This window comes from Stenotrophomonas sp. 89682_Sma, from assembly GCF_056481405.1.
Genome location: NZ_CM151147.1, coordinates 4,122,526 through 4,146,795, shown reverse-complemented (window position 1 = coordinate 4,146,795; position 24,270 = coordinate 4,122,526). Strand labels below are relative to the sequence as shown.

General features: G+C 65.7%; 23 protein-coding genes. 14 read left to right on the top strand and 9 right to left on the bottom strand.

Features of this window, described 5'->3' with window-relative positions:
- Positions 1–34 precede the first annotated feature (34 nt).
- From ACZK29_RS19090 to lpdA, 3 genes are all read left to right on the top strand, one after another.
- On the top strand, positions 35–550 hold the full coding sequence (locus ACZK29_RS19090; RefSeq protein ID WP_478446366.1) for a DNA-deoxyinosine glycosylase: 516 nt from the start codon (positions 35–37) through the stop codon (positions 548–550).
- Positions 551–717: 167 nt separating this feature from the next.
- Positions 718–2,424, top strand: coding sequence for a dihydrolipoyllysine-residue acetyltransferase (gene aceF, locus ACZK29_RS19085; RefSeq protein ID WP_478446365.1), 1,707 nt, complete (start codon positions 718–720; stop codon positions 2,422–2,424).
- A 107-nt stretch (positions 2,425–2,531) separates the two neighbouring features.
- A complete protein-coding gene (gene lpdA, locus ACZK29_RS19080; protein ID WP_459047377.1) occupies positions 2,532–4,340 on the top strand; it encodes a dihydrolipoyl dehydrogenase in 1,809 nt (602 codons plus the stop codon).
- A gap of 638 nt (positions 4,341–4,978) precedes the next feature.
- Here lpdA and ACZK29_RS19075 read toward each other — a convergent pair.
- Positions 4,979–5,797: a hypothetical protein gene (locus tag ACZK29_RS19075; RefSeq protein ID WP_111205047.1), complete on the bottom strand. Its 819-nt coding sequence runs from the start codon at positions 5,795–5,797 to the stop codon at positions 4,979–4,981.
- A 460-nt stretch (positions 5,798–6,257) separates the two neighbouring features.
- On the opposite strand from ACZK29_RS19075, the gene ACZK29_RS19070 reads away from it, so the two are divergent.
- From ACZK29_RS19070 to ACZK29_RS19030, 9 genes are all read left to right on the top strand, one after another.
- A complete protein-coding gene (locus tag ACZK29_RS19070) occupies positions 6,258–6,623 on the top strand; it encodes a hypothetical protein (protein ID WP_006394654.1) in 366 nt (121 codons plus the stop codon).
- Positions 6,624–6,654: 31 nt separating this feature from the next.
- The gene (atpB, locus tag ACZK29_RS19065) at positions 6,655–7,455 is read left to right on the top strand and encodes a F0F1 ATP synthase subunit A (protein WP_010481316.1); all 801 of its coding nucleotides are present in this window, start codon (positions 6,655–6,657) and stop codon (positions 7,453–7,455) included.
- A 73-nt stretch (positions 7,456–7,528) separates the two neighbouring features.
- Positions 7,529–7,834, top strand: coding sequence for a F0F1 ATP synthase subunit C (atpE, locus tag ACZK29_RS19060; protein ID WP_005411133.1), 306 nt, complete (start codon positions 7,529–7,531; stop codon positions 7,832–7,834).
- A gap of 106 nt (positions 7,835–7,940) precedes the next feature.
- Positions 7,941–8,411 carry a F0F1 ATP synthase subunit B gene (locus tag ACZK29_RS19055; RefSeq protein ID WP_005419512.1) on the top strand — a complete coding sequence of 157 codons (471 nt, stop codon included), beginning with the start codon at positions 7,941–7,943 and terminating at the stop codon, positions 8,409–8,411.
- A 2-nt stretch (positions 8,412–8,413) separates the two neighbouring features.
- On the top strand, positions 8,414–8,941 hold the full coding sequence (locus ACZK29_RS19050; protein WP_010481321.1) for a F0F1 ATP synthase subunit delta: 528 nt from the start codon (positions 8,414–8,416) through the stop codon (positions 8,939–8,941).
- Positions 8,942–8,985: 44 nt separating this feature from the next.
- Positions 8,986–10,533, top strand: coding sequence for a F0F1 ATP synthase subunit alpha (gene atpA, locus ACZK29_RS19045; protein ID WP_005411130.1), 1,548 nt, complete (start codon positions 8,986–8,988; stop codon positions 10,531–10,533).
- A 97-nt stretch (positions 10,534–10,630) separates the two neighbouring features.
- Positions 10,631–11,494: a F0F1 ATP synthase subunit gamma gene (gene atpG / locus ACZK29_RS19040; protein WP_005411129.1), complete on the top strand. Its 864-nt coding sequence runs from the start codon at positions 10,631–10,633 to the stop codon at positions 11,492–11,494.
- A 37-nt stretch (positions 11,495–11,531) separates the two neighbouring features.
- Entirely contained in the window at positions 11,532–12,938 is a 1,407-nt protein-coding gene (atpD, locus tag ACZK29_RS19035; RefSeq protein WP_005411128.1) for a F0F1 ATP synthase subunit beta, read from the top strand.
- A 113-nt stretch (positions 12,939–13,051) separates the two neighbouring features.
- A complete protein-coding gene (locus ACZK29_RS19030; protein WP_005419509.1) occupies positions 13,052–13,474 on the top strand; it encodes a F0F1 ATP synthase subunit epsilon in 423 nt (140 codons plus the stop codon).
- A gap of 200 nt (positions 13,475–13,674) precedes the next feature.
- On the opposite strand, the gene ACZK29_RS19025 is transcribed toward ACZK29_RS19030, so the two are convergent.
- Entirely contained in the window at positions 13,675–14,058 is a 384-nt protein-coding gene (locus ACZK29_RS19025; RefSeq protein ID WP_106550951.1) for a GtrA family protein, read from the bottom strand.
- Between the two features lie 83 nt (positions 14,059–14,141).
- Here ACZK29_RS19025 and glmU point away from each other — a divergent pair, with 83 nt between their 5' ends.
- Together glmU and ACZK29_RS19015 are read left to right on the top strand one after the other, a co-directional pair.
- The gene (gene glmU, locus ACZK29_RS19020; protein ID WP_111202938.1) at positions 14,142–15,509 is read left to right on the top strand and encodes a bifunctional UDP-N-acetylglucosamine diphosphorylase/glucosamine-1-phosphate N-acetyltransferase GlmU; all 1,368 of its coding nucleotides are present in this window, start codon (positions 14,142–14,144) and stop codon (positions 15,507–15,509) included.
- The gene (locus tag ACZK29_RS19015; protein WP_111202936.1) at positions 15,478–16,026 is read left to right on the top strand and encodes a GNAT family N-acetyltransferase; all 549 of its coding nucleotides are present in this window, start codon (positions 15,478–15,480) and stop codon (positions 16,024–16,026) included. Before glmU ends, ACZK29_RS19015 begins: the two co-directional genes overlap by 32 nt.
- A 420-nt stretch (positions 16,027–16,446) precedes the next feature.
- Here the strand turns inward: ACZK29_RS19015 and ACZK29_RS19010 are convergent, their stop codons facing one another.
- The 7 genes from ACZK29_RS19010 to ACZK29_RS18980 all read right to left on the bottom strand — a co-directional run bounded on the left by ACZK29_RS19010 (position 16,447) and on the right by ACZK29_RS18980 (position 24,245).
- Positions 16,447–17,799 carry a sensor histidine kinase gene (locus tag ACZK29_RS19010; RefSeq protein WP_478446364.1) on the bottom strand — a complete coding sequence of 451 codons (1,353 nt, stop codon included), beginning with the start codon at positions 17,797–17,799 and terminating at the stop codon, positions 16,447–16,449.
- Positions 17,796–19,142 carry a sigma-54-dependent transcriptional regulator gene (locus ACZK29_RS19005; protein ID WP_106550953.1) on the bottom strand — a complete coding sequence of 449 codons (1,347 nt, stop codon included), beginning with the start codon at positions 19,140–19,142 and terminating at the stop codon, positions 17,796–17,798. Before ACZK29_RS19005 ends, ACZK29_RS19010 begins: the two co-directional genes overlap by 4 nt.
- Before the next feature lie 123 nt (positions 19,143–19,265).
- Positions 19,266–19,643, bottom strand: a complete 378-nt coding sequence (locus tag ACZK29_RS19000) for a PDZ domain-containing protein (RefSeq protein ID WP_181358241.1) — start codon at positions 19,641–19,643, stop codon at positions 19,266–19,268.
- 16 nt (positions 19,644–19,659) lie between these two features.
- Positions 19,660–20,877, bottom strand: coding sequence for an ABC transporter permease (locus ACZK29_RS18995; protein ID WP_099551133.1), 1,218 nt, complete (start codon positions 20,875–20,877; stop codon positions 19,660–19,662).
- Positions 20,878–20,897: 20 nt separating this feature from the next.
- Positions 20,898–22,196 (bottom strand): ABC transporter permease, encoded by a 1,299-nt coding sequence (locus tag ACZK29_RS18990; RefSeq protein WP_164147123.1) that lies wholly within the window; start codon positions 22,194–22,196, stop codon positions 20,898–20,900.
- A 10-nt stretch (positions 22,197–22,206) separates the two neighbouring features.
- Complete coding sequence (locus tag ACZK29_RS18985) at positions 22,207–22,932, bottom strand: ABC transporter ATP-binding protein (RefSeq protein ID WP_111113587.1); 726 nt, start codon at positions 22,930–22,932, stop codon at positions 22,207–22,209.
- Positions 22,933–22,967: 35 nt separating this feature from the next.
- Positions 22,968–24,245 (bottom strand): efflux RND transporter periplasmic adaptor subunit, encoded by a 1,278-nt coding sequence (locus ACZK29_RS18980; protein WP_099551134.1) that lies wholly within the window; start codon positions 24,243–24,245, stop codon positions 22,968–22,970.
- Between the last annotated feature and the right edge of the window lie 25 nt (positions 24,246–24,270).

Below are 24,270 nucleotides of genomic sequence, written 5' to 3'. Positions count from 1 at the left end.
CGTGCGCGCCGACATTCATGCAGTTGGAGAAGATGTGAGCGAATCAACGTTGTGCATCGGCCTGCAAGCGCAGGTGAACGTGCAGTGCCGGGTGTTGGTGCTGGGCTCCATGCCGGGCGCGGCGTCATTGCAGGAGCAGCGCTACTACGCCCATCCACGCAATCGTTTCTGGTCGCTGATGGCTGATATCTGCGGGTTTGATGCGGGCCTGCCGTATGCACAGCGGTTGCAGGCAGTGCAGGCGGCAGGTGTCGGCCTGTGGGATGTCATCGGCCAATGCGAACGTCGCGGCAGCCTGGATGCGCACATCGTGCGCGGCACGGAAGTGCCCAATGCGCTGCCGGCATTGATCGCCTCCCTTCCTGAGCTGGAGCTGATCGGTTGCAACGGCGGTGCATCGATGCTGGCGTTCCAGCGCTGGGTGCTGCCACGGCTGGAGGCCCCACCCCGGGTGCTGACGCTGCCTTCCACCAGCCCGGCCAATGCGGCCTGGTCGTTGCCGCGCCTGCGTGTGGCCTGGCAGCCGGTGGCCGACGCACTGGCGACATGAAGCGGACATCGTCCGGACAATACGCTACCGACTGGTCGCGGCCGCACCCCATGGGCAACAGCCTGTCCCGGCTGCGTGCGTACTGAAAACACCTGTAACGGTTGGCGCTGGCCCCCGCTGGCCGCACAATAGACGTTTCCCTACACCAGATTGCCGGAGTTATCCCCATGGCCGAAATCAAGGAAGCACTTGTCCCCGATATCGGTGACTACAGCGATATCCCGGTAATCGAGGTGCTTGTCGCCGTCGGCGACACGGTCAAGAAGGACCAGGGCCTGGTGACGCTGGAAAGCGACAAGGCCACGATGGAAGTGCCGTCCTCGGTTGCCGGTGTGGTCAAGGAACTGAAGGTCAAGGTGGGCGACAGCCTGTCCGAGGGCAAGGTCGTGGCGCTGATCGAAGTGGCCGAAGGCGAGGCCGCTGCGCCGGCCGCTGCCGCTTCCGCACCGGCCAAGGCCGCTGCCCCGGCTGCCGCCACCCAGAGCGCACCGGCCCCGGCCGCCGCTGCCCCGGCCGCTCCGGCTGCCCCTGCCGCCAGCGGCGGTGCGGTGGAAGCGCTGGTGCCGGATATCGGCGATTACTCCGGTATCCCGGTCATCGAAGTGCTGGTCGCCGTGGGCGACACGGTCAAGAAGGACCAGGGTCTGGTCACGCTGGAAAGCGACAAGGCCACCATGGAAGTGCCGTCTTCGGTGGCCGGTGTGGTCAAGGAGATCAAGGTCAAGGTTGGCGACAATCTGTCGCAGGGCAATGTGGTCGCCATCATCGAAGCCGAAGGCGCTGCAGCACAGGCACCGGCCAAGGCGGCCGCTCCGGCCCCGGCGGCTGCACCGGCCGCTCCGCAGGCTGCCGCGCCGGTTGCCGCAGCTGCTCCGGTCGCCGCCGCGCCGTCGGCCGGCGCTCCGTCCAGCCCGCCGGTGCAGTTCAACGCCGATGGCGTGCTGCCGGCCAAGGTGCCGTACGCCACCCCGGCCGTGCGCGTGTTCGCCCGCGAACTGGGCGTGGACCTGCTGCAGATCAGCGGCACCGAGAAGGGCGGCCGCATCACCAAGGGTGACGTGCAGAAGTTCGTCAAGGCCGCGCTCAGCGGTGGCGTGCCGGCGGCTGCCGGTGGCGCCGTTGCTGCTGGCGGTGGCCTGAACCTGCTGCCGTGGCCGAAGGTCGACTTCAGCAAGTTCGGCGAGACCGAAGTGCAGCCGCTGTCGCGCATCAAGAAGATCTCGGGTGCCAACCTGGCCCGCAACTGGGCGATGATCCCGCACGTCACCCAGTTCGAACAGGCCGACATCACCGACCTGGAAGGCCTGCGCGTGGCGCTGAACAAGGAGAACGAGAAGGCCGGCATCAAGCTGACCATGCTTGCCTTCCTGATCAAGGCCAGCGCCGCGGCACTGAAGAAGTTCCCGGAATTCAACGCTTCGCTCGATGCCAGCGGTGAAAACCTGACCCTGAAGAAGTACTTCCACATCGGCTTTGCCGCCGATACGCCGAACGGCCTGGTCGTGCCGGTCATCCGCGACGTGGACAAGAAGGGCGTGGTGCAGATCGCGCAGGAAACCGGCGAACTGGCCAGGAAGGCCCGCGACGGCAAGCTGGGCCCGGCCGACATGAGCGGCGGCTGCTTCTCGATCAGCTCGCTGGGCGGCATCGGCGGCACCGCGTTCACCCCGATCGTCAATGCACCGGAAGTGGCCATCCTGGGCGTGTCCAAGTCCTCCATCCAGCCGGTCTGGAATGGCAAGGAATTCGCGCCGAAGCTGATGCTGCCGCTGTCGCTGAGCTACGACCACCGCGTCATCGATGGCGCCCTGGCCGCACGCTTCACCACGTACCTGTCGCAGGTACTGGCCGACATGCGCCGCGTGCTGCTGTAAGGCACCGCTTCGCCCCCACCGTGCGGCCGCTGCCCCTGGCGCGGCCGCGTGAACAGATGCAGTGACAGCCCGCCGGCCATGCCGGCCGGGCACGAGGAAAACCCACCATGGCCACGATTGAAGTCAAGGTTCCCGACATCGGCGATTACAGCGATGTGCCGGTGATTGAAGTGTTGGTCGCCGTCGGCGACACGGTGAAGAAGGACCAGGGCCTGGTGACCCTGGAGTCGGACAAGGCCACCCTGGAAGTGCCGTCCTCGGCCGCCGGTGTGGTCAAGGAAATCAAGGTCAAGCTGGGCGACACCCTGTCCGAGGGTGCCGTGGTCGTGCTGCTGGACGCTGCAGGCGACACCGAAGCCCCGGCCAAGGCCGCCGCGCCGGCCCCGGCAGCGGCCGCCCCGGCCAGCAAGCCGCCGGTGACCCCGTCGCACCGCGCCCCGGCCGAGCCGGCGGCACCGAAGCCGGCACTGTCCAGCGGCAAGCCGGCCGACATCGAATGCGAAATGGTCGTGCTGGGCTCGGGCCCGGGCGGCTACACGGCCGCCTTCCGCGCCGCCGACGTCGGCTTGGATACGGTGCTGGTCGAGCGCTACGCCAGCCTCGGCGGCGTCTGCCTCAACGTCGGCTGCATCCCGTCCAAGGCGCTGCTGCATGCCGCCGCGGTGATCGACGAAGTCGCCCACGCCGGTGATTTCGGCGTCGAGTTCGGCAAGCCGACCATCACGCTGGACAAGCTGCGCCAGTACAAGGAAAAGGTCGTCAACCAACTGACCAAGGGCCTGGCCGGCATGGCCAAGCAGCGCAAGGTCCGCAGCGTGCAGGGCGTCGGCAGGTTTGTTTCGGCCAACGAGCTGGAAATCACTGCTGCTGACGGCAGCACCCAGCTGCTGCGCTTCCAGAAGTGCATCATCGCCGCCGGTTCGCAGGCGGTGAAGCTGCCGAACTTCCCGTGGGACGACAAGCGCGTGATGGATTCCACCGATGCGCTGGAGCTGGCCGAAGTGCCTGCTTCGCTGCTGGTGGTCGGCGGCGGCATCATCGGCCTGGAAATGGCCACCGTGTATGGCGCGCTGGGCAGCAAGGTCACCGTGGTCGAGTTCATGGACCAGCTGATGCCGGGCGCCGACAAGGACCTGGTCAAGCCGCTGGCCGACCGCCTGAAGAAGCAGGGCATTGAAGTCCACCTGAAGACCAAGGCGTCCGGCGTCACCGCCGATGCCAAGGGCATCACCGTCACCTTCGAAGCCGCCGAGGAAGGCCAGGCGCCTGCGCTGGCCCAGGGCACCTTCGACCGCGTGCTGGTGGCCGTGGGCCGCTCGCCGAACGGCAAGAAGATCGATGCCGAGAAGGCCGGCGTGCAGGTCACCGACCGTGGCTTCATCCCTGTTGACCGCCAGATGCGCACCAACGTGCCGCACATCTTTGCCATCGGCGACATCGTCGGCAACCCGATGCTGGCCCACAAGGCCACGCACGAGGGCAAGCTGGCGGCTGAAGTGGCAGCTGGCCACAAGAAGGAGTGGGTGGCGCGGGTGATTCCGTCGGTGGCCTACACCAACCCGGAAATCGCATGGGTCGGCGTCACCGAGACCGAAGCCAAGGCCAAGGGCCTGAAGGTTGGCGTGGCCAAGTTCCCGTGGGCGGCGAGCGGCCGCGCGATCGGCATTGGCCGTACCGAGGGCTTCACCAAGCTGATCTTCGACGAAGAGACCCACCGCATCATCGGTGGTGCCATCGTTGGCGTGCATGCCGGTGACCTGCTGGCCGAGATCGGCTTGGCCATCGAGATGGGTGCCGAAGCCGAAGACATCGGCCACACAATCCATGCCCATCCGACGCTGAGCGAGTCGGTGGCGATGGCGTCGGAAATCTACGACGGCACGATCACCGATCTGTACATGCCGAAGAAGAAGTAAGGCGCCCGCGCCGTTCCGAACGAAAAGCCCCGGCATCTGCTGGGGCTTTTTTTCTTCGATCAGTGCTGCAGCGAAGGGTGGGGCCGCTGCGCGGGTGGCAGGCATTTCGACAAATGTCCCCCGTCGCCCGCCTGCGGCGGTCGCCTCCTCCTTTACTTTGTCCAAATGCCTCCCACCCGCGCAGCGCCTCGGCTTGCGGAAAGTCGAGAGCCGGTATTCAGGCCGCCTGGATGCATGACACGCGGAGGGAGCGGGGGCTGTGTGCGAAGTAAAGGAGGAGGTGACGGCCTCAGGCCGGCACCGGGGGACATTCGCACGCAGCCCCCGCTCCCTCCAGCGCTCGACCCAGCTTGCACCTGCGGCAACTGCCACCGTTCGCAGCGGCCCGGCTTGCGGAAAGTAGAGCCACTGCCACTACAAAGGCCGCGTGGATACCTGATACGCGGGGGGAGAGGGGCTTGCGTGCGAAGTAAAGGAGGAGGTGACGGCCGCAGGCCGGGGCCGGGGGGCATTCGCACGCAAGCCCCTCTCCCCCAGCGCTCGACCAACCCGCTTCTGCTTGACCGTGCAAACAAAAAAACGCGGCCCCGATGTTCAGGAGGCCGCGCCAGGAGAGAGCGTGTGGAAGGAGCGGGGGATCAGAACACGAAGCTGACGCCGGCCACCGGGCCCTTGAATTCCTGCTTCAGGCCGATGGTGCCGTCGCTGCCCTTCTTGTCCGCATCGAGCTTGAACCAGTCGTAGCCGGCGAACACACCGAAGTTCTTGGTGAAGCGGTAATCGACGATGGCGTTGGCGCGGCTCAGGTCGCCCTTGTAGTCATCGAAGCTGCCCCAGCGCGTGTTGAGGTACTGGCCCTGCAGCGTGATCATCCACTTCTCCGACGGAGTGAAGCTCAGGCGCGCGCCGACCACCGGTGCCACGCCGTCGGTCTTCTCGTTGAGGAACTGGCCCTCGTAGACGGTACCCAGGTCGGCATAGGCCTTGCTGCTCACCTTGGCGTACTCGGCACCCAGCTGCAGGCCGAGGTCGAAGGTATCGGTGTCCACAACCGAGTAGTCATAGACCAGGCTGGCCACCTGGTACTTCAGCTCGCCCTTGACGAAGCTGCCGGACGGCACGTTGACGTCACCGAAGGAAATATCCTGGCCGAGGGTCTCGCGGCGGTCCTTGTCGTACTTGAAGTAGTTGAACAGCAGGCGCTGGCGGTTGCTGATGCGGAACATGCCGTCGATGCGCGGTTCCCACTCCTTGCCACCCAGCTTGAAGTCCTCGGAGAAGCCGATGTCCTGGCCAGCCACGTTGGTCTTGCCGCGGATCGTATTGTCCGAGTCGATGTTCATCGCACCCAGGCGCAGGGCGAAGCGATCATCGCCTTCGGCGGCGTGGGCGGCAGTGGCGAACGAAGCGCCGGCGGCGAGCAGGGAGAGGGCGAGCAGGGTGGGTACGGAGCGCATCGAAGAGTCCTTGCAGTGGTTCATCAGAATGAAGACCACTGTGCCGGACATCGCCGTCCACCATCCGTGAACGTATGGTCCACGCGATGTGCACGGTTCAGCGCTGTCACCACGATGCAAAAAAGATGGCCCCGGAGCCGGGCTTCGGGGCCATCGTGGGACCTGCGGGGCGAAGCGTCGACGAGGTTGCTGCAGGCAGGTCGAAAGATCGGACCGGTGCGTTGGGCGAAAGTTCCGCCGGATGCGACCAAAGTTCAATATTGCGCCGCAGCATCATACGGACGTCATTGTCCCCCGGGTGGCACGCAAAAATGTAACCGTTACCGCAACTTGCGGCTTCCCGGGATGAACAGGGAGCGGTTGTCTCGCAAATTGTCCCATTGCTATAATTTGGCGGCTCGATGAGGCCCCCCTGCTGTAGCCGCCTCAGCCCTCCACTTGCAACCACGCGGGACGTCCTGTGCTGAACTCCGTTGATGCGGGTCGGCGACTGATGCTGCGCGCCGCGGTCTACCCGCTGGCCGCAGTGGCTGTCCTGGCCCTGGCCTTCCTGCTGGTAGGTCCGAAATACGCCCTCGGCGCGCTGGCGTCCGGTGTGGCCATTTCGGCCGGTGGCTGGGTGGCGGCACGGATGGCACTGGGCGGCGGGGCACTGGCCGCAGGATCGGCGATGGCTCGCCTGATCATTGCGATCGTGGCCAAGTGGGTCGTGGTTTTCGGCGTCCTGCTGGTGGGGTTCCTGGTCTTCAAGCTGCCTGCATTGGCGCTGTTGGCCGGTATCGCCGTCGGCTTGATGTTCCAGGTCCTGGCGATGGCCAGGCGTTGACAGAATTCAATTAACTGAAGGTTCCGGACACATGGCGGGCGAGGCTCTAACCCCTACCAGCTACATCCAGCATCACCTGCACAACCTGACCGCGCCGGTCGGCAAGGGTGAGGGTATGTTCTGGCATATCCACGTCGATACCTTCCTCACCGCGGTCCTGATGGGCCTGGTGATCGTTGTCGCGTTCTGGCTGGGCACCCGCAAGGCCACCGCCGGCGTGCCGGGTAAGTGGCAGGCCTTCGTGGAAATCTGCCTGGAGTTCGTCGACCGCCAGGCCAAGGACACCTACCACGGCAAGAGCAAGCTGGTCACGCCGATCGCAATCACCATCTTCTTCTGGATTCTGCTGATGAATCTGCTGAAGATGATCCCGGCCGATTTCATCGCCAAGCCGCTGGAATGGGTGGGCGTGCATTACTGGAAGCCGGTCCCGACCGCTGACGTCAATGCCACCCTGGGCATGGCCATCAGCGTGTTCTTCCTGATGCTGTTCTTCGCACTGAAGTCGAAGGGCCTGGGCGGCTTCATCAAGGAATTCCTGACGGCGCCGTTCGGCAAGTGGATGATGCCGTTCAACCTGATCCTCAACATCGTCGAGTGGCTGAGCAAGCCGATCTCGCTGGCGATGCGACTGTTCGGCAACATGTTCGGCGGCGAAATCGTGTTCCTGCTGATCTGGGTGCTGGGTGGTGCCGGTTTCTTCGGTGCCATTGCCGGTGGTGTGTTCGGCCTCGGCTGGATGCTGTTCCATCTGCTGGTGATCCCGCTGCAGGCCTTCATCTTCATGATGCTGTCGATCGTGTACCTGAGCCTGTCGGAAGACGCTCACTGAGTTTCAAGCTTCAACGCGTTTCAACCTTCATCCGTTTCATCACCCTTAGCAACTTAAGTTCCTGGAGATAACCATGTACTTCGCCGTCCTGACCAACTTCGCGCAGATTCAGAGCTCCACCGCCCTTGCCGTCGGCATCATGATCGGCCTGGCCGCGCTGGGCGCCGGTCTGGGTCTGGCCATCATGGCTGGTAAGTTCCTGGAGTCGGCCGCCCGCCAGCCGGAACTGATCCCGGTCCTGCAGGTCCGCATGTTCATCACCGCCGGCCTGATCGACGCCGCGTTCATCATCTCGGTCGCCGTCGGCCTGCTGCTGGCCTTCGCCAACCCGCTGTCGGCTGCCTTCGCTGGCGCCGTCACCAAGGCTCTGGCCGGCTGATACAGCGGTTTGAGACGACCGGGTGCTGATGCACCCGGTTTCGGATGAAGGCCGGATGCGCCGCTACGGCGGCGCGTCCACCCCGAAACCAGCGATCGAGCTAACCATGAATATCAATTTCACCCTTCTTGCGCAGGCGCTGGCCTTCGCTGGTCTGATCTGGATCATCGCGACCAAGATCTGGCCGCCGCTGATGAATGCGATCGAAGAGCGCCAGCAGAAGATTGCTGAAGGCCTCGCTGCTGCCGACCGCAGCCAGAAAGATCTGGCCCAGGCGCAGGAGAAGGTCAACGAAGCGCTGAAGGAAGCACGCACCAAGGCCAACGAGATCATCGATCAGGCCCACGCACGTGCCAACCAGATCGTTGATGCTGCCCGTAACGAAGCGATCACCGAAGCCACCCGTCAGAAGGAACTGGCCCAGGCTGAAATCGACGCCGCCGCCAACCGTGCCCGTGAAGATCTGCGCAAGCAGGTGTCCGCGCTGGCCGTGACCGGTGCCGAAAAGCTGCTCAAGCGCGAAATCGACGCCAACGCCCACAAGGCGCTGCTCGACGAGCTGGCCTCGGAGATCTAAGGATGAGCCAGGCCCTCACGCTTGCCCGCCCGTACGCCCGCGCCGCGTTCGCGACCGCGCGCGACGAAGGCGCGTTCGCGCCGTGGTCGGACGCCCTGGCGTTCTCCGCCCACGTCGCCGCCGACCCGCGCGTGGCGGCCCTGCTCGCCAACCCGGAGCTGGGTCGTGACGACGCCGTCGCCCTGCTGGCGCCGGTGTCGCACGGCGAGACCTACTCGCGCTTCCTGGCCATCCTGGCCGAATCGCATCGTCTGCCGCTGCTGCCGGAAATCTCCGGCATGTTCGACGCCCTGCGCGCCGAAGCCGAGCACGTGGTCAAGGCCACCGTCACCTCGGCCGCCGAACTGTCGGCCAGTGAGCTGGACGCGATCAAGGTCGCGCTGCGCAAGCGCTTCAACCGCGAGGTCGATGTGACCACCGCGGTCGATGCCTCGCTGATCGGCGGCGCCGTGATCGACGCCGGCGACGTGGTCATCGATGGTTCGCTGAAGGGCAAGCTGGCCCGTCTGCAGACCGCGCTCGCTAACTGAATTCATTTAACGTCCGGCCCCGCTGCCGGCACTAGGACTTGACGATGGCAACCACGCTCAACCCCTCCGAAATCAGCGAACTGATCAAGAACCGCATCGAGAAGGTCAAGCTGGCCGCGGAATCGCGCAACGAAGGCACCGTGACCAGCGTGTCCGACGGCATCGTGCGCATCTTCGGTCTGGCCGACGTGATGCAGGGCGAAATGATCGAACTGCCGAACAACACCTTCGCCCTGGCCCTGAACCTGGAGCGCGACTCGGTCGGCGCCGTGGTGCTGGGTGACTACGAGCACCTGCGCGAAGGCGACGTCGCCAAGACCACCGGCCGCATCCTGGAAGTGCCGGTCGGTCCGGAACTGCTGGGCCGCGTCGTGAACGCGCTGGGCGAGCCGATCGACGGCAAGGGCCCGCTGGGCACCGACCTGACCGCTCCGGTGGAGCGCGTTGCTCCGGGCGTGATCTGGCGCAAGTCGGTCGACCAGCCGGTGCAGACCGGTTACAAGTCGGTCGACTCGATGATCCCGATCGGCCGTGGCCAGCGCGAGCTGATCATTGGCGACCGCCAGACCGGCAAGACCGCGATGGCGATCGATGCGGTGATCAACCAGAAGGGCACCGGCATCAAGTGCGTGTACGTTGCGATCGGCCAGAAGGCTTCGACCATCGCCAACATCGTGCGCAAGCTGGAAGAGAACGGCGCGCTGGCCCACACCATCGTGGTGGCCGCGACCGCTTCCGAATCGGCTGCCATGCAGTACATCAGCGCCTACTCGGGCTGCACCATGGGTGAGTACTTCATGGACCGCGGCGAAGACGCGCTGATCGTGTACGACGATCTGTCCAAGCAGGCCGTTGCCTACCGCCAGATCTCGCTGCTGCTGAAGCGCCCGCCGGGCCGTGAAGCCTACCCGGGTGACGTGTTCTACCTGCACTCGCGCCTGCTGGAACGCGCTGCCCGCGTGTCCGAGGAATACGTCGAGAAGTTCACCGAAGGCAAGGTCACCGGCAAGACCGGTTCGCTGACCGCGCTGCCGATCATCGAAACCCAGGCCGGCGACGTGTCCGCGTTCGTTCCGACCAACGTGATCTCGATCACCGACGGCCAGATCTTCCTGGAAACCGACCTGTTCAACGCCGGCATCCGCCCGGCCGTCAACGCCGGTATCTCGGTGTCGCGCGTCGGTGGCTCGGCCCAGACCAAGATCATCAAGAAGCTGTCGGGCGGCATCCGTATCTCGCTGGCCCAGTACCGCGAGCTGGCTGCGTTCGCGCAGTTCGCCTCGGACCTGGACGAAGCGACCCGCAAGCAGCTGGAGCGTGGCCAGCGCGTCACCGAGCTGATGAAGCAGAAGCAGTACGCGCCGATGTCGATCGCCAACCAGGCGCTGTCGATCTACGCCGTCAACGAGGGTTACCTCGACGACGTGCCGGTCAACAAGCTGCTGGCGTTCGAAGAAGGCCTGCACGCCCACTTCGCCAACACCCAGGGCGAGCTGGTCAGCAAGGTCAACGCCACCGGCGGTTGGGACAACGACATCGAAGGTGCCTTCAAGAAGGGCATTGCCGAGTTCAAGACCACCGGCAGCTGGTAATCGCGGTCCTGTAGAGCGGAGCCCCAGGCTCCGCTGGACCAGATGACAAACGGTTGAACAACGCGGGGCATCAGCCCCGCGCCACGGGAAACAAGAGATGGCAAGCGGACGCGAAATCAAAACCAAGATCAAGAGCGTGCAGAACACCCGCAAGGTGACGCGCGCCCTGGAAATGGTCTCGGCCTCCAAGATCCGCAAGGCGCAGGATCGTATGAAGACCTCGCGTCCGTACGCGCAGGCGATGAAGCAGGTGATCGGTCACCTGGCCCAGGCCAGCACCGACTACCAGCATCCGTTCCTGGTCGAGCGCGAGCAGGTCAAGCGGGTCGGCTTCATCGTGATCTCCTCCGATCGCGGCCTGGCCGGCGGCCTGAACAACAACCTGTTCCGCAAGATGCTGGGCGAAGCCAAGGCATGGCAGGACAAGGGTGCGGAAGTGGACCTGGTGACCATCGGCCAGAAGGCTTCGACCTTCTTCCGCCGCGTGAAGGTCAACATGGTCGGCAGCGTGACCCACATCGGCGACGTGCCGAAGCTGGAATCGCTGATCGGTGTGATCAAGGTCATGCTCGACGCCTTCACCGAAGGCAAGATCGACCGCGTGTACCTGGTCTACAACCGCTTCGTGAACACCATGGTGCAGAAGGCCAGCTTCGATCAGCTGCTGCCGCTGCCGCCGGCTGAGAAGCAGGTCGCTCACCACGACTGGGACTACCTGTACGAACCCGATGCCGCGACCGTGCTCGAGCACGTGATGACGCGTTACATCGAGTCGCTGGTGTATCAGGCACTGCTGGAAAACGTCGCCTCCGAGCATGCGGCACGCATGGTTGCGATGAAGGCGGCGAGCGACAACGCCAACAAGCTGATCGGCACCCTGCAGCTCGTCTACAACAAGGCGCGCCAGGCAGCGATCACCCAGGAAATCTCCGAAATCGTCGGCGGCGCGGCAGCAGTCTGACCGCGTTCGTTCAAAGCACACATTAGAGGATGCAGCAATGAGTCAGGGCAAGATCGTTCAGATCATCGGCGCGGTCGTCGACGTCGAATTCCCGCGTGAATCGGTGCCGAAGGTGTACGACGCACTGAAGGTGGAAAACACCGAGATCACCCTCGAAGTCCAGCAGCAGCTGGGCGACGGCGTGGTGCGTACCATCGCCCTCGGTTCCACCGACGGCCTGAAGCGCAACCTGGTTGCCGTCAACACCGGTCGCGGCATCTCGGTGCCGGTCGGTGCTGGCACCCTGGGCCGCATCATGGACGTGCTCGGCCGTCCGATCGACGAAGCCGGCCCGGTGGCCGCCAGCGATAGCTGGGAAATCCACCGTGCGGCCCCGTCGTACGAAGACCAGTCCCCGGCCACCGAACTGCTGGAAACCGGCATCAAGGTCATCGACCTGATGTGCCCGTTCGCCAAGGGCGGCAAGGTCGGCCTGTTCGGCGGCGCCGGCGTCGGCAAGACCGTCAACATGATGGAGCTGATCAACAACATCGCCAAGGCGCACAGCGGTCTGTCCGTGTTCGCCGGCGTGGGTGAGCGTACCCGTGAGGGCAACGACTTCTACCACGAAATGAAGGACTCCAACGTCCTCGACAAGGTGGCGATGGTGTACGGCCAGATGAACGAGCCGCCGGGCAACCGTCTGCGCGTCGCCCTGACCGGCCTGACCATGGCCGAGTACTTCCGCGACGAGAAGGACGAGAATGGCAAGGGCAAGGACGTCCTGCTGTTCGTCGACAACATCTACCGTTACACCCTGGCTGGTACCGAAGTGTCGGCACTGCTGGGCCGCATGCCGTCGGCCGTGGGTTACCAGCCGACCCTGGCCGAGGAAATGGGCGTCCTGCAGGAACGCATCACCTCGACCAAGAACGGTTCGATCACCTCGATCCAGGCCGTCTACGTTCCCGCGGACGACCTGACCGACCCGTCGCCGGCGACCACCTTCGCCCACCTGGACTCGACCGTCACCCTGTCGCGTTCGATCGCCTCGCTGGGTATCTACCCGGCCGTCGATCCGCTGGACTCCACCAGCCGCCAGATGGATCCGCTGGTCATCGGCCACGAGCACTACGACACCGCCCAGCGCGTCCAGCAGACCCTGCAGAAGTACAAGGAACTGAAGGACATCATCGCGATCCTGGGCATGGACGAACTGTCCGAAGAGGACAAGCAGGCCGTGTCGCGTGCCCGTAAGATCGAGCGCTTCTTCAGCCAGCCGTTCCACGTGGCCGAAGTGTTCACCGGTTCGCCGGGCAAGTACGTGCCGCTGAAGGACACCATCCGTGGCTTCAAGGCCATCGTCGATGGCGAGTACGACCACCTGCCGGAGCAGGCGTTCTACATGGTCGGCGGCATCGAAGAAGCGGTCGAGAAGGCCAAGAAGATGGCCGAGAAGGCCTGATCCGGGACGGGCGGGAGCGATCCTGCCCGACCTGACGCCGGCGCCGGGCAACCGCCCGCGCCGGTGGACTCCCACGGTGGCATTGCGCCGCCGCGAACAGCGAAGAGATTTGCATGAGCACGATCCGTTGCGACATCGTCAGCGCCGAGCAGGAAATCTTCCGTGGCGAAGCGACCCTGGTCGTGGCCACCGGTGAGCTGGGCGAACTGGGCATCGCGCCCAAGCACGCGCCGCTGATCACCCGCCTGAAGCCGGGCAAGGTGGTGGTGACCACGCCGAACGGCGAGCAGCTGGATTTCGCCATTTCCGGCGGCATCCTGGAAGTGCAGCCGCAGGTGGTGACCGTGCTGGCCGACACCGCGATCCGCGCGCAGGACATCGACGAAGCCTCGGTCCGCAAGGCCAAGGAAGAAGCCGAGCGCATCCTGGCCAACCGCGGCGAAGCGATGGAAGTGGCCGAAGCCCAGCAGAAGCTGGCCGAAGCCGTCGTCCAGCTGCAGGCGCTGGAGCGCCTGCGCAAGAATCTCAAGCACTGAGGTTCGCGCTGCACCGACGAGAACGCCGGCCCTGTGCCGGCGTTTTTGTTTGGGTGGCTGGGTAGAGTCGACCGGGTAGAGTCGACTGTTAGTCGACTGCTCTACGTTCAGGCCGCGAAAGTCCCGCGCTGCGCGCGTTAGTCGACTAACAGTCGACTCTACCAGTCCCGATCCCGATCCCGATCCCGCCTCGTCTCGTCTCAGCGGTACACCACATACCGCATCAACAGGAACGACACGCAGGCCAGCCCGCCTTCCACCAGTGGCTTGGCCAGCCAGGTGTACTGCAGGCCCAGCGCGTGGTCCACCAGGCTCACCAGCAATGTGCTCGCCACGGTGAGCAGCAGCCATAGTCCGAAGAAGCGTGCAAAGCGCTTCCAGCCCAGTCTCTGTGCGCCCGCCTCGGCAAAGGTGTAGCGGCCGTTGAGCCAGAAGCCCAGCAGCATGCCGGCCAGGCGCCCGGCGACGTTGGCTGGCGCCACGGGCATGCCGAGCGCGGTGGTGACCACGAACACGAGCCAGTCGAGAAGCAGCTGCACGAGCCCGATGACGAGGTAGGCGCTTCCCTGGCGGATGAGGCTCATCGGCATGGCGAAGGGGGAGGGATGCCCATGTTAACGGCGCACGCTCTAGAATCACCGGCAACGAACCACGGACTGCCGTTCCCATGACCCAACCCCTGCACGTCATCATCCTCGCCGCCGGCGCTGGCAAGCGCATGAAGTCGGTGCTGCCGAAGGTGCTGCAGCCGATCGCGGGCCAGCCGATGCTGGCGCACGTGATCGATGCGGCCCGTGAGCTCCAGCCGGCGGCAATCCATGTGGTCCATGGCCACGGCGGCGAAGCCGTGCGCCAGTACTTCGCCGGCCAGCAGGACCTGCAATGGGCTGAACAGGCGCAGCAGCTCGGCACCGGCCACGCCGTCGCGCAGGCGATGCCGCAGGTGCCCGATGCCGCACAGGTACTGGTGCTGTACGGCGACGTACCGCTGATCCGTGCGCAGACCCTGCGTGACCTGCTCGCGCAGCCGGGTCGGCTGGCGGTGCTGGTGGCCGAGATGGATGACCCGACCGGCTATGGGCGCGTGCTGCGCGATGCCGAGGGCAAGGTGGGTGCGATCGTCGAGCAGAAGGATGCCAGCGACGAGCAGTTGCGCGTACGCATCATCAACACCGGCATCATCACCGCGGAATCGACCGCGCTGCGCCGCTGGCTGTCGCAGCTGTCCAACAGCAACGCGCAGGGCGAGTACTACCTCACCGACGTGTTCGCCTTCGCCGCGCAGGAGTACACCCCGGCCGAGATGGCCCTGGTCGCCGATGCACAGGAGGCCGAGGGGGCGAATGATCCATGGCAGCTGTCGCAGCTGGAGCGCGCCTGGCAGCGCCGTGCGGTGCGTGCACTGTGCGCTCAGGGCGCGCGCGTGCGTGACCCGGCACGGCTGGACATCCGCGGCACCGTCACCGTGGGCAGCGACGTGCTGATCGATGTCGACGTGGTGCTGGAAGGCAACATCGTGCTCGGTGACGGGGTCACCGTCGGTCCGTTCAACCGCCTGAAGGACGTCAACCTCGGGCCGGGCACCGAAGTGCGCGCGCATTGCGATCTGGAAGGCGTGGTCACCGAAGGCGCTGCGCAGATCGGCCCGTTCGCCCGCCTGCGCCCGGGCACCGTGCTGGCCGATGGCGTGCACGTCGGCAACTTCGTCGAGACCAAGAAGGTCACGCTGGGTGTGGGCAGCAAGGCCAATCACCTCACCTACCTGGGCGATGCGGTGATCGGCAGCAAGGTGAACATCGGCGCCGGCACCATCACCTGCAACTACGATGGCGTGAACAAGTCGACCACCACCATCGGCGACAACGCGTTCATCGGCTCCAACAGTTCGCTGGTAGCGCCGGTGACCATTGGCGACGGCGCGACCATTGCCGCCGGTTCGGTCATCACTCGCAACGCGCCGGACGGCAAGCTGACACTGGCACGTGCACGACAGGAAACCATCGATGGCTGGAAGCGCCCGCTCAAGAAGTCCTGAGCCCCGCCTTCCTCGCGCCGATGAACTCGGTGTGCTGCCCGGCATCGAGCAGCGCGCCGGCGAGGTGTTGAAGGGCCATGAGGCCTATCCGGTGTTCGCCGGGCACGGCCTGGACCTGCCGACACTGCAGGACGGCCTTGAGCGCCGGCAGCTGTGGGTGGTGGATGCGGCTGACGGTGGCATCGCCGGGTATCTGCTTGCCGGCGAACTGGCGGGTGAGTTCCACGTTCTGCAGATGGATGTAGATCCTGCGCACGCGCGGCAGGGTCATGGGCGCGCGTTGTTGCGCCATGCATTGGTACAGGCCCGGGCGGAAGGCTATCGCTCGGCTGTGCTGACCACGTTGTCCGACGTGCCGTGGAATGCGGCCTTCTATGCAAGCGAAGGGTTCGTCACCGTGCCGGAGGCGGAGTGGGGTGCCGGACTGCAGTCGGTGATGGCCGAAGAGGCTGCGCTCGGGTTTCCGATGCATCTGCGCGTGGCGATGCGGCGATCCATCTCTTCGCTGGATGGCTGAAGGTCAACCACCGGTCATGGGCGTTACTTTTCTTTGTGCGCAAAGAAAAGTAACCAAAAGAAACGCTCCGCCGGTCGCGAGCCGATGCTGTGCATCGGTGCCCTGCGCTTCTCGGTGAATCAGGGGACGGCGCCGAACTCGCTGCGCTCAGACATCGGCGCCTCTACGCCCCAGATTCCCCTGCGATGCTCGGCTCGCTCAAGGCGGAACCAACATCCAGAGCCACAGCTGCACCCAGTCGATTCAAACTACGCGCGGATGTCGTTGCCTTTGCTCTTGATGCTCCCGTTCTCCTGGAGTGCAGGATGCCGATGCTGCAGCTTGGGCAGGTGCCGACCCTGGTCGGCTTATCCACGCATGGCGTGGATCTACTGATTCGCCGACCAAGCTCGGCGAACAGCGGGAACCGCGTTGGCCCGCTCAACCCACCGGCAGCAGGATCGACACGCACAACCCGCCATCGCCGCGATTCTGCAGTGACACGCGTCCGCCGTGCGCTTCCACGATCTCGCGCGTCAGTGCCAGCCCCAGCCCGGTGCCGTTGCGCTTGGTCGAATAGAACGGCATCAGTGCGTTCTGCAGCACCTGTTCGTTCATGCCCTTGCCACGATCCAGCACGTCCAGCCGCAGCCACTGCGGCAGCCGCGTCAACTGTACCTGCACGTCATCGTTGGGCGGCTCGGCTTCGGCGCAGGCTTCGTGCGCGTTCTTCAGCAGGTTCAACAACGCCTGCCCGAACTGCGCGATGTCGATGCGACTGCTCAGCTCCTCGTCCGGTTCACGTTCCATGCCGAACGGAATCTGCTGGCGCAGGCTGGACAGGAACGGTGCCCAGTGCACGGTCTGCAGCTGCGGCTGTGGCAGCTTGGCAAAGCGCGCGTAGCCGCGGATGAAACCTTCCAGGTGGCGTGCGCGGTCTTCGATGGTGGTGAAGATCTCCGGCAGCCGATCGAAGCGCTCGCGCTGCACCAGCACGCCGCCGGAATGGGCGAGCGAAGCAATCGGCGCCAGTGAGTTGTTGAGCTCGTGGCTGATCACCCGGATCACTTTCTTCCAGGTCTGCACTTCCTGGCGGCGCAGCTCGGCGGTCAACAGGCGCACCAGCAGCAGGTCGTGCGGACGACCGTTGAGCTGGAAGGCACGGCGCGAGAGGTGATAGACCTGCTCGTCATCCTCATCGCCGTCCTCCCCCTCGGCGTGCACCGCGAACAGGCTGTCACCGCCACGGGCGATGGCATCGCGCAGTTCCACCGGCACCTGTTCCAGCACGTCTTCCAGGCGCTGGCCTTCCAGCTTCCAGCCGCCGTGCAGCAGCTTGCGCGCCGCCAGGTTGGAGAACACCACGCGAGCCACGCCATCACCGCCGGAGGCGATCAGCAGCATCGCCACCGGCGTGTTCTGCACCATGGTGTCCAGCAGCAGCTCACGTTGCACCAGTCCCTGTCGCTGCGCGCGCAGCACGTCGCCCAGTTCGCGGTGGGCCTGCACCAGGTCGCCCAGCTCGTCGTTCCCCGGCCAGTGCACACCGAAGTTGTATTCGCCGTCGCGGTAACTGCTGGTGGTACCGGCCAGCGCACGCATCAGTGAGCGTACCGGCGCCGTCGCACGGCGCAGGGTCCACCACATCAGCGACAGCAGGATCAGCGCCGATACCGTGGTCACCACCCAACCATGGTCCATCCAGTAGGCCAGCAGCCACGGCAGTGCCGCTGCCAGTGCCAACACCGGCAGCAGGCGCAGGAACAGGCGGAAAGTGAACGAGCGTCGTTTCATTCGCGTGGAATACCGTGGCGGTCCATGCGCCGGTACAGCGCCTGGCGGCTCAGGCCGAGCTCGGCGGCAGCCTGGGCGATGACGCCATGGTTGCGCGCCAGTACCTCCTCGATGCGTGCGCGGTCGGGATCATTGCCTGCGCTGGGTGCCGGTCGCGGTGCGACGGCTGCGCGTGGCAGGTTGAGATCGGCCACTTCGATGCGGTTGCCGGTGGCCAGCAGTTCGGCACGCTGGATCACGTTGCGCAGTTCGCGCACGTTGCCGGGCCACGGGTGCCGCTGCAGTGCTGCGGTGGCGGCGCTGGACAGCGGCTTGCCGGCGGCCAGGAATCGTTCGGCCAGCGGCACGATGTCGCCCGGTCGTTCGGCCAGCGGCGGCAGCACCAGTTCCACCGTATTGAGGCGGTAGTAGAGGTCTTCGCGGAAGGTACCGTCGCGGATCATCGCCGGTAGGTCGGCATTGGTCGCGCTGACCACGCGGACCTTGACCTGGCGTTCGCGGTTGGAGCCCAGGCGCTCGAAGCGGCCGGTTTCCAGCACGCGCAGCAGCTTCATCTGCCCGCCCAGCGACAGGTTGCCGATCTCATCCAGGAACAGGGTGCCACCATCGGCGGCTTCGAACTTGCCTTCGCGTGCCTTGTTGGCGCCGGTATACGCACCGGCCTCGGCACCGAACAGCTCGGCTTCGATCAGTTCCGAGGGCAGCGCGCCGCAGTTGACCGCCACGAACGGACCCTTGGCCACCAGCGAATTGGCCTGGATGATCTGCGCGATCTTTTCCTTGCCGGCGCCGTTGGGGCCGGTGATCAGCACCGGCAGTTCCGAGCGTGCGACCTGGCAGGCCAGGGTGACCACACGCTCGCTGGCCGGATCGGCGACTACCGCACCGCACAGGTCGTACTTCGCTTCCAGCGCATTGCGCTGGCGCAGTTCACGCGTGCGCCGGCGGTCCAGCTCGCGGCGCGCCTCGGACAGTTCCAGCAGGTTGTTGACCGTGGTCAGCAGCTTGCGATCGTCCCACGGCTTGGCCAGGTAGTCGGCGGCACCGGCCTTGACCAGGTCCACGGCGCTGCTCAGATGGGTCCACGCCGTGAGCAGGATCACCGGCAGGTCCGGATGGCGCGCGCGGATCTGCGCGAACAGGGCCTCGCCCTCTTCACCGGAGGTGGTGTCCTCGCTGAAATTCATGTCCTGGATGACCAGGTCGACCGGCTGTGATTCGAGCAGCGCCAGCCCGTCGGCGGGCGTCTGCGCCTGCAGGGTATCGATGTCATGCAGGGAGAACAGCACGTCCAGCGCGGTACCCACGCTGGCGTTGTCGTCGATGATCAGGATCGCAGGCATCAAGCGGTTCTGCAGAAAGGGATGGGCGGCGCCGATGGAGCCGTTCGTGTCCACGCACCGGGAGAGCCCGGCGCCACCCATCAAGCATAGCCAAACCTGTGGCCGTGCAGGAGCGGATGATGCTCAGCGCCCGGGTGGGGCCGGCGGAGGTGGTGGCGCGGGTGGTGGCGGGACATCCAGTGCCTGTCGCCATGCGGCGGCGTTGACCGCCACCGTCAGTTCGCGTCTGTCGCGGCGCAGCAACAGATAGGCAGTGGCTGTGCTGGAATGGCGCAAGGCCACGGCAAGGTGCTCGACCCGGCGCACCGCCGTGTCGTCCACGCGGAGGATGCGATCCCCGCTGCGTACGCCGAAGCGTGCTTCCGGGCTGGCGGCCTCCACATGCACCTGGCCTTCGGTCGAGCGCAGCGACAGCCGCGCTCCATCCTGGCGCCATTCCAGCGTCTGTGCGCTGCCACCACCGGCCAGCGCCGGCAGTGGCAGGAGCAGCATCAGGCACATCGCGCAGGCACGCATCTCACGCGCCCCGCGTGGCGACCGCAGGCGGTACCGCCGCCGCACGCCGTGCCGGACCGAACACCGCGATCTGGCCCAGCACCCACAGCAGCAGTGCGCCCAGGGGCAGGTAGTACAGCGGCATGCGCGGCAGCTCGTACAGGTTCATCAGGGCCAGGTTGATCGCGTAGGCGGCCAGCATGCCCAGCACGATGCCCAGCGTGGCCAGCAGGAAGTTCTCGGTCTGGAAGTAGCGCAGGATCTGCCCGCGGGTCGCGCCCAGCGCACGGCGGATGCCGATCTGCTTGCTGCGCTGCTGCACCCAGAAGCTGGCCAGGCCGATGATGCCCAGCGCGGTGACCACCAGCAGCGAGATGCTGACGGTGATCAGCAGGCCGACCATCGCGCGGTCGTTCTTGAAGAAGTCCTTGCGCTGGTCTTCATAGGTCAGCTTGTCGCGCATCAGCCGGTTCGGGTCGTTGCGTTCCAGCGCGGCGGCACCGGCGTCGAGCACTTCCTGGCGGCGTTCGGGCGAGGTGCGCAGGATGTAGGTGCCACCGTCGTCGAAGGTGCGGCGGATCGGCAGCAGCATCGAGTTGGTCCAGTTGTCATTCCAGCCGTTGGGCGTGCTGAGCGTGTCGACGATGCCGACCACGTGCAGTGACTGCTTGCCCATGTAGTAGGTCTTGCCCAACGCGCTGCCGTTGGGCTCCATCTTGGCGGCGGTGGCCTGGGTGAGGATGACCGGGATGGCCTTTTCCTTGGCGCCGCCCTTGCTGACGTCTTCGAAGTTCTGGTACTCGTCGGGCAGGAAATCGCGGCCGGCGATCAGGTTGATGCCCATTGTGGCCAGCCCGTTCTCCGACAGGGTGTACATCGAGGCGTTGGTGGTCGGCCGTTCCTGGTCGATCACCCGCGAGATGCTGCTGCTGGAGGAGCCGTTGCGGAAGGGGATCTGGTTGATGATGGTGACGTTGCTGACGCCGGGGATCGCGCGCAGCGATGCCAGGTCCTCGCGGGTGCGGGCCATGGCGTCGGTCTGCTTGCCGATGCCGCTGACGCGCAGCATTGCCAGTTCGCTCTCGGCGATGCCGCTGGGCATGCTGATCTTTTCCACGCGCTGGCTGACCAGGAACAGCGCGTTGCAGACGATGGCGCAGGTCAGTGCGACTTCCAGCACGATCAGGGCGGCAGCGGTCTTGTGCCGGCGCAGCGTGCTGAGGATGGGGCGGATGTCCATGGGAGTCCTCGTTCGGGTGCTTACTGCGACTTGAGCTGGATGGCCGGGGTGACCTGCATGGCGCGCCAGGCGGGCAGGAAACCGGCGGCGAGGCTGGCGAACAGGGTCAGGCCCAGTGCGAGCAGCAGCATGTTGCCGTCCAGGTGGGCCAGCTTGGCGTACTCCACCGGTTGCTGGCGCACCGCGAACAGGCCGAGCAGGGCCAGGCCGATGCCGAGCACGCCACCGACCACGCCGACCGCGCCGGCTTCCACCAGGCACTGCAGGAAGATCTGGCCGCGGCTGGCACCGAGCGCACGGCGCACGCCGATCTCACCGCTGCGGCGCAGGAACTTGGCCAGCAGCAGGCCTACCGTGTTGACCAGGCAGACACCGAGGAAGCCCAGCGCCAGCCACAGCTGCAGGCGCACGTCGCTGGGGACGGCACCATTGAAGTCCAGCCATTCCATCACGGTGCGCAGGCGCACGTTCGGCGGATGCTTGAAGCGGCCGGCCTCGCGCTGCTGGGTCGAATAGTTCTCCAGGTAGCGGCGGTAGTCGCCGGCCTTGGCCGGGTCCATTTCCACCCAGTACTGCAGCCACGCGCACGGTGCATTGAGCGAGTAGCTGTTGCCGTCGGGGTTTTCGCCGAAGCAGTTCATGTTGCCGTTGTTGCCGAGCTTCAGGTCGAACGAGGTGGAGATCGGCAGCAGCAGGTCTTCGTTCTTGCCGTAGCTGCCGGTGGTCAGGTCGTAGAAGTGCGGCTCCGGACTCCATTCCTTCATCACGCCGACGATGCGGTAACTCTGGCCTTCCATGCGCAGGTCGCGGCCCACGCTGTTGGCACCCTGGTACAGCTTGTCGTTGAGCGCCTTGGAGATGACCACCACGCGTGCGCGGCCTTCATCGTCCTCGCGCGTCCAGGGGCGGCCGTACTGCATGGGCACCTCGAACATCGGGAAGAAGTCGGCCGAGGTCCAGCGGGTGTCGATGCTGAAGGGCTTGAGGGTGCTGTTGTCCGGTTCGATGGTGCCGCCGCCGCCGCTCATCAGTGCCTGGCGTTCACCCTTGGCTTCGCGCAGCAGCGCTTCACCGTCGAAGCGGGTCAGCTGGGTTTCCGGCTCTTCGCCGGCGACATAGGCGCCGGTCGCGGCGTCGAGCTGCACGTAGAACAGGCGGTCGCTCTTGCCGGGAATCGGGTCGCCGGACAATACGTGGAACACGGTCAATGTGGTCATGGAGGCGCCGATGCCGAGCGCGATGGCAACCACCATCAGCACGGTCAGGACCTTGTTGCGGCGGAAGCTGCGCGCCGCCAATCGGGCGTAGTAGGCGAACATGGTCGGGCCCTCACTCGTTGACGGCGACGATGTGGCGCACCGGCGTTGCCAGCACCGGCTCACGCACCAGGTCGGTCACCTGGCCATCGACGATGTGCACGTTGCGCTGCGCGCGTGCGGCCAGTTCCGGATCGTGGGTGACCATCACGATGGTGGTGCCGGCGGCATTGATCTCTTCCAGCAGTTCCATCACGCCACGGGCCATCTGCGTATCCAGGTTGCCGGTCGGTTCGTCGGCCAGCAGCAGGCGCGGGCTGCCGGCCAGGGCACGTGCGATCGCCGCGCGCTGCTGCTGGCCGCCGGACAGCTCGTTCGGGTAGTGCTTCATGCGCGAGCCGAGGCCGACCTGGGTCAGCGCCTTCTCGATGCGTTCGCGGCGCTCGTTGGCGCTCATCCTGCGATAGCGCAGCGGCACGTCGACGTTGTCGAACAGGTTGAGGTCCGGGATCAGGTTGAAGCCCTGGAAGATGAAGCCGATCTTCTGGTTGCGCAGGCGGCTGCGCGCATCGTCGCCCAGCGTGCTCACGTCCTGGCCGTCCAGCATGTAGGTGCCGCTGGTGAAGGTTTCCAGCAGGCCGGCGATGTTGAGGAAGGTGGTCTTGCCGGAACCGGACGGGCCGGTGACGGCGACGAACTCGCCTTCCTTGACCTGCAGTTCCAGCGAGCGCAGTGCGTGGGTTTCCACCTGTTCGGTGCGGAAGACCTTGGCGACCGAGCGCATTTCGAGCATGTACATGGGGTGTCCTCTCTCCAGGATTCAGGTATCAGGTATCAGTTGACGGAGACGCGCTCGGCGTCCTTGAACAGGTCGCTGCCGGAGACCACGATGCGGTCGCCCGGTTGCACACCCGACTTGATTTCCACTTCGCCCAGGCTGCTGACGCCCAGTTCCACCGGACGACGCACGGCGGTGCGGCCATCCATCACGTAGGCCATGCCGTTGCCCTGTTCGACGAACGGGCCGCGCTCGACCTTCAGCACGTTCCTGCGGGTATCGAGCAGCACGCGCACCGACATCCGCTGGCTCTGGCGCAGGCCTTCCGGCTGCGCGCTGGCAAAGCGCACGCGGGCGTTGACCTCGCCGTTGACCACTTCCGGCGACACCGCGCTGATCTCACCCGGGAACGGCTGGCCGTTGCCACCGGTCAGCTGTGCCGGCATGCCGATCGCCAGGTCGCGGGCGAAGCTCTCCGGCACCTTGATCTCGACTTCGAACTTGGACAGGTCGACCACGCCCAGCACCGGGGCGTTGGCGGCCAGGTTGGTGGACTGCACCGCCTGCACCTGGCCGACCTGGCCATCGAACGGGGCACGCAGCGTCAGCGCGTCGACCTGGCGCTGCACTTCGGCCACCACCGCCTTCTGGCGATCAGCCAGCAGGCGCTTGTTGCGGGCATCCAGGTCGGCGCCCTGGCTCTGCAGGCGTGCATCGGTGGTGGCGTTGGCCAGGGTGATGTCGGCCTTCTTCAACGAGTCCTTGGCCTTGGCCAGGTCGATCTGCGGCACTGCACCGCCGTCGTAGCCGCGCTGGTAGCGCTGCAGGTCGCGGTCGGCGGCCTGCCGTTCGATGGTGGCCTGGTCGGTTTCCTTGCGCGACTTGGCGCGGGCCAGGGTGGCGTCCAGCGCGGCACGGCTGGCCTCGGCTTCCAGACCGGCCAGGGTGGCCTGTTCCTGGGCCAGTTTGCTGCGCAGTTCGGGGCTGTCGATGATCGCCAGCTCCTGCCCCTTCTTCACCACATCGCCGGCGACCACCTTCAGGTCCACGGTGCCGGCGGAGATGGCATACAGGATCGGGCTGTTGGCGGCGATCACGCGGCCGTCGGCGGCGATGTCACGGACCAGATCGCCACGCTTCACTTCGGCGATGCGCACGCGGCTGCTGTCGAAGGAGCGGCTGGCGTTGGACCAGGCGTGCACGGCCCAGCCGATGCCGGCGAGCAGGGCGATCGTGCCCAGCGCCGGCCAACGGTAACGGAGCCAGTTGGCGCGCGGAGCGCTGGCCGGGGCGGAGGAAACGATCTGGTCCTGGGCGGAAGTGTCGCGGATCATCGGGTGCGTGCCTGACGGTGGTAGC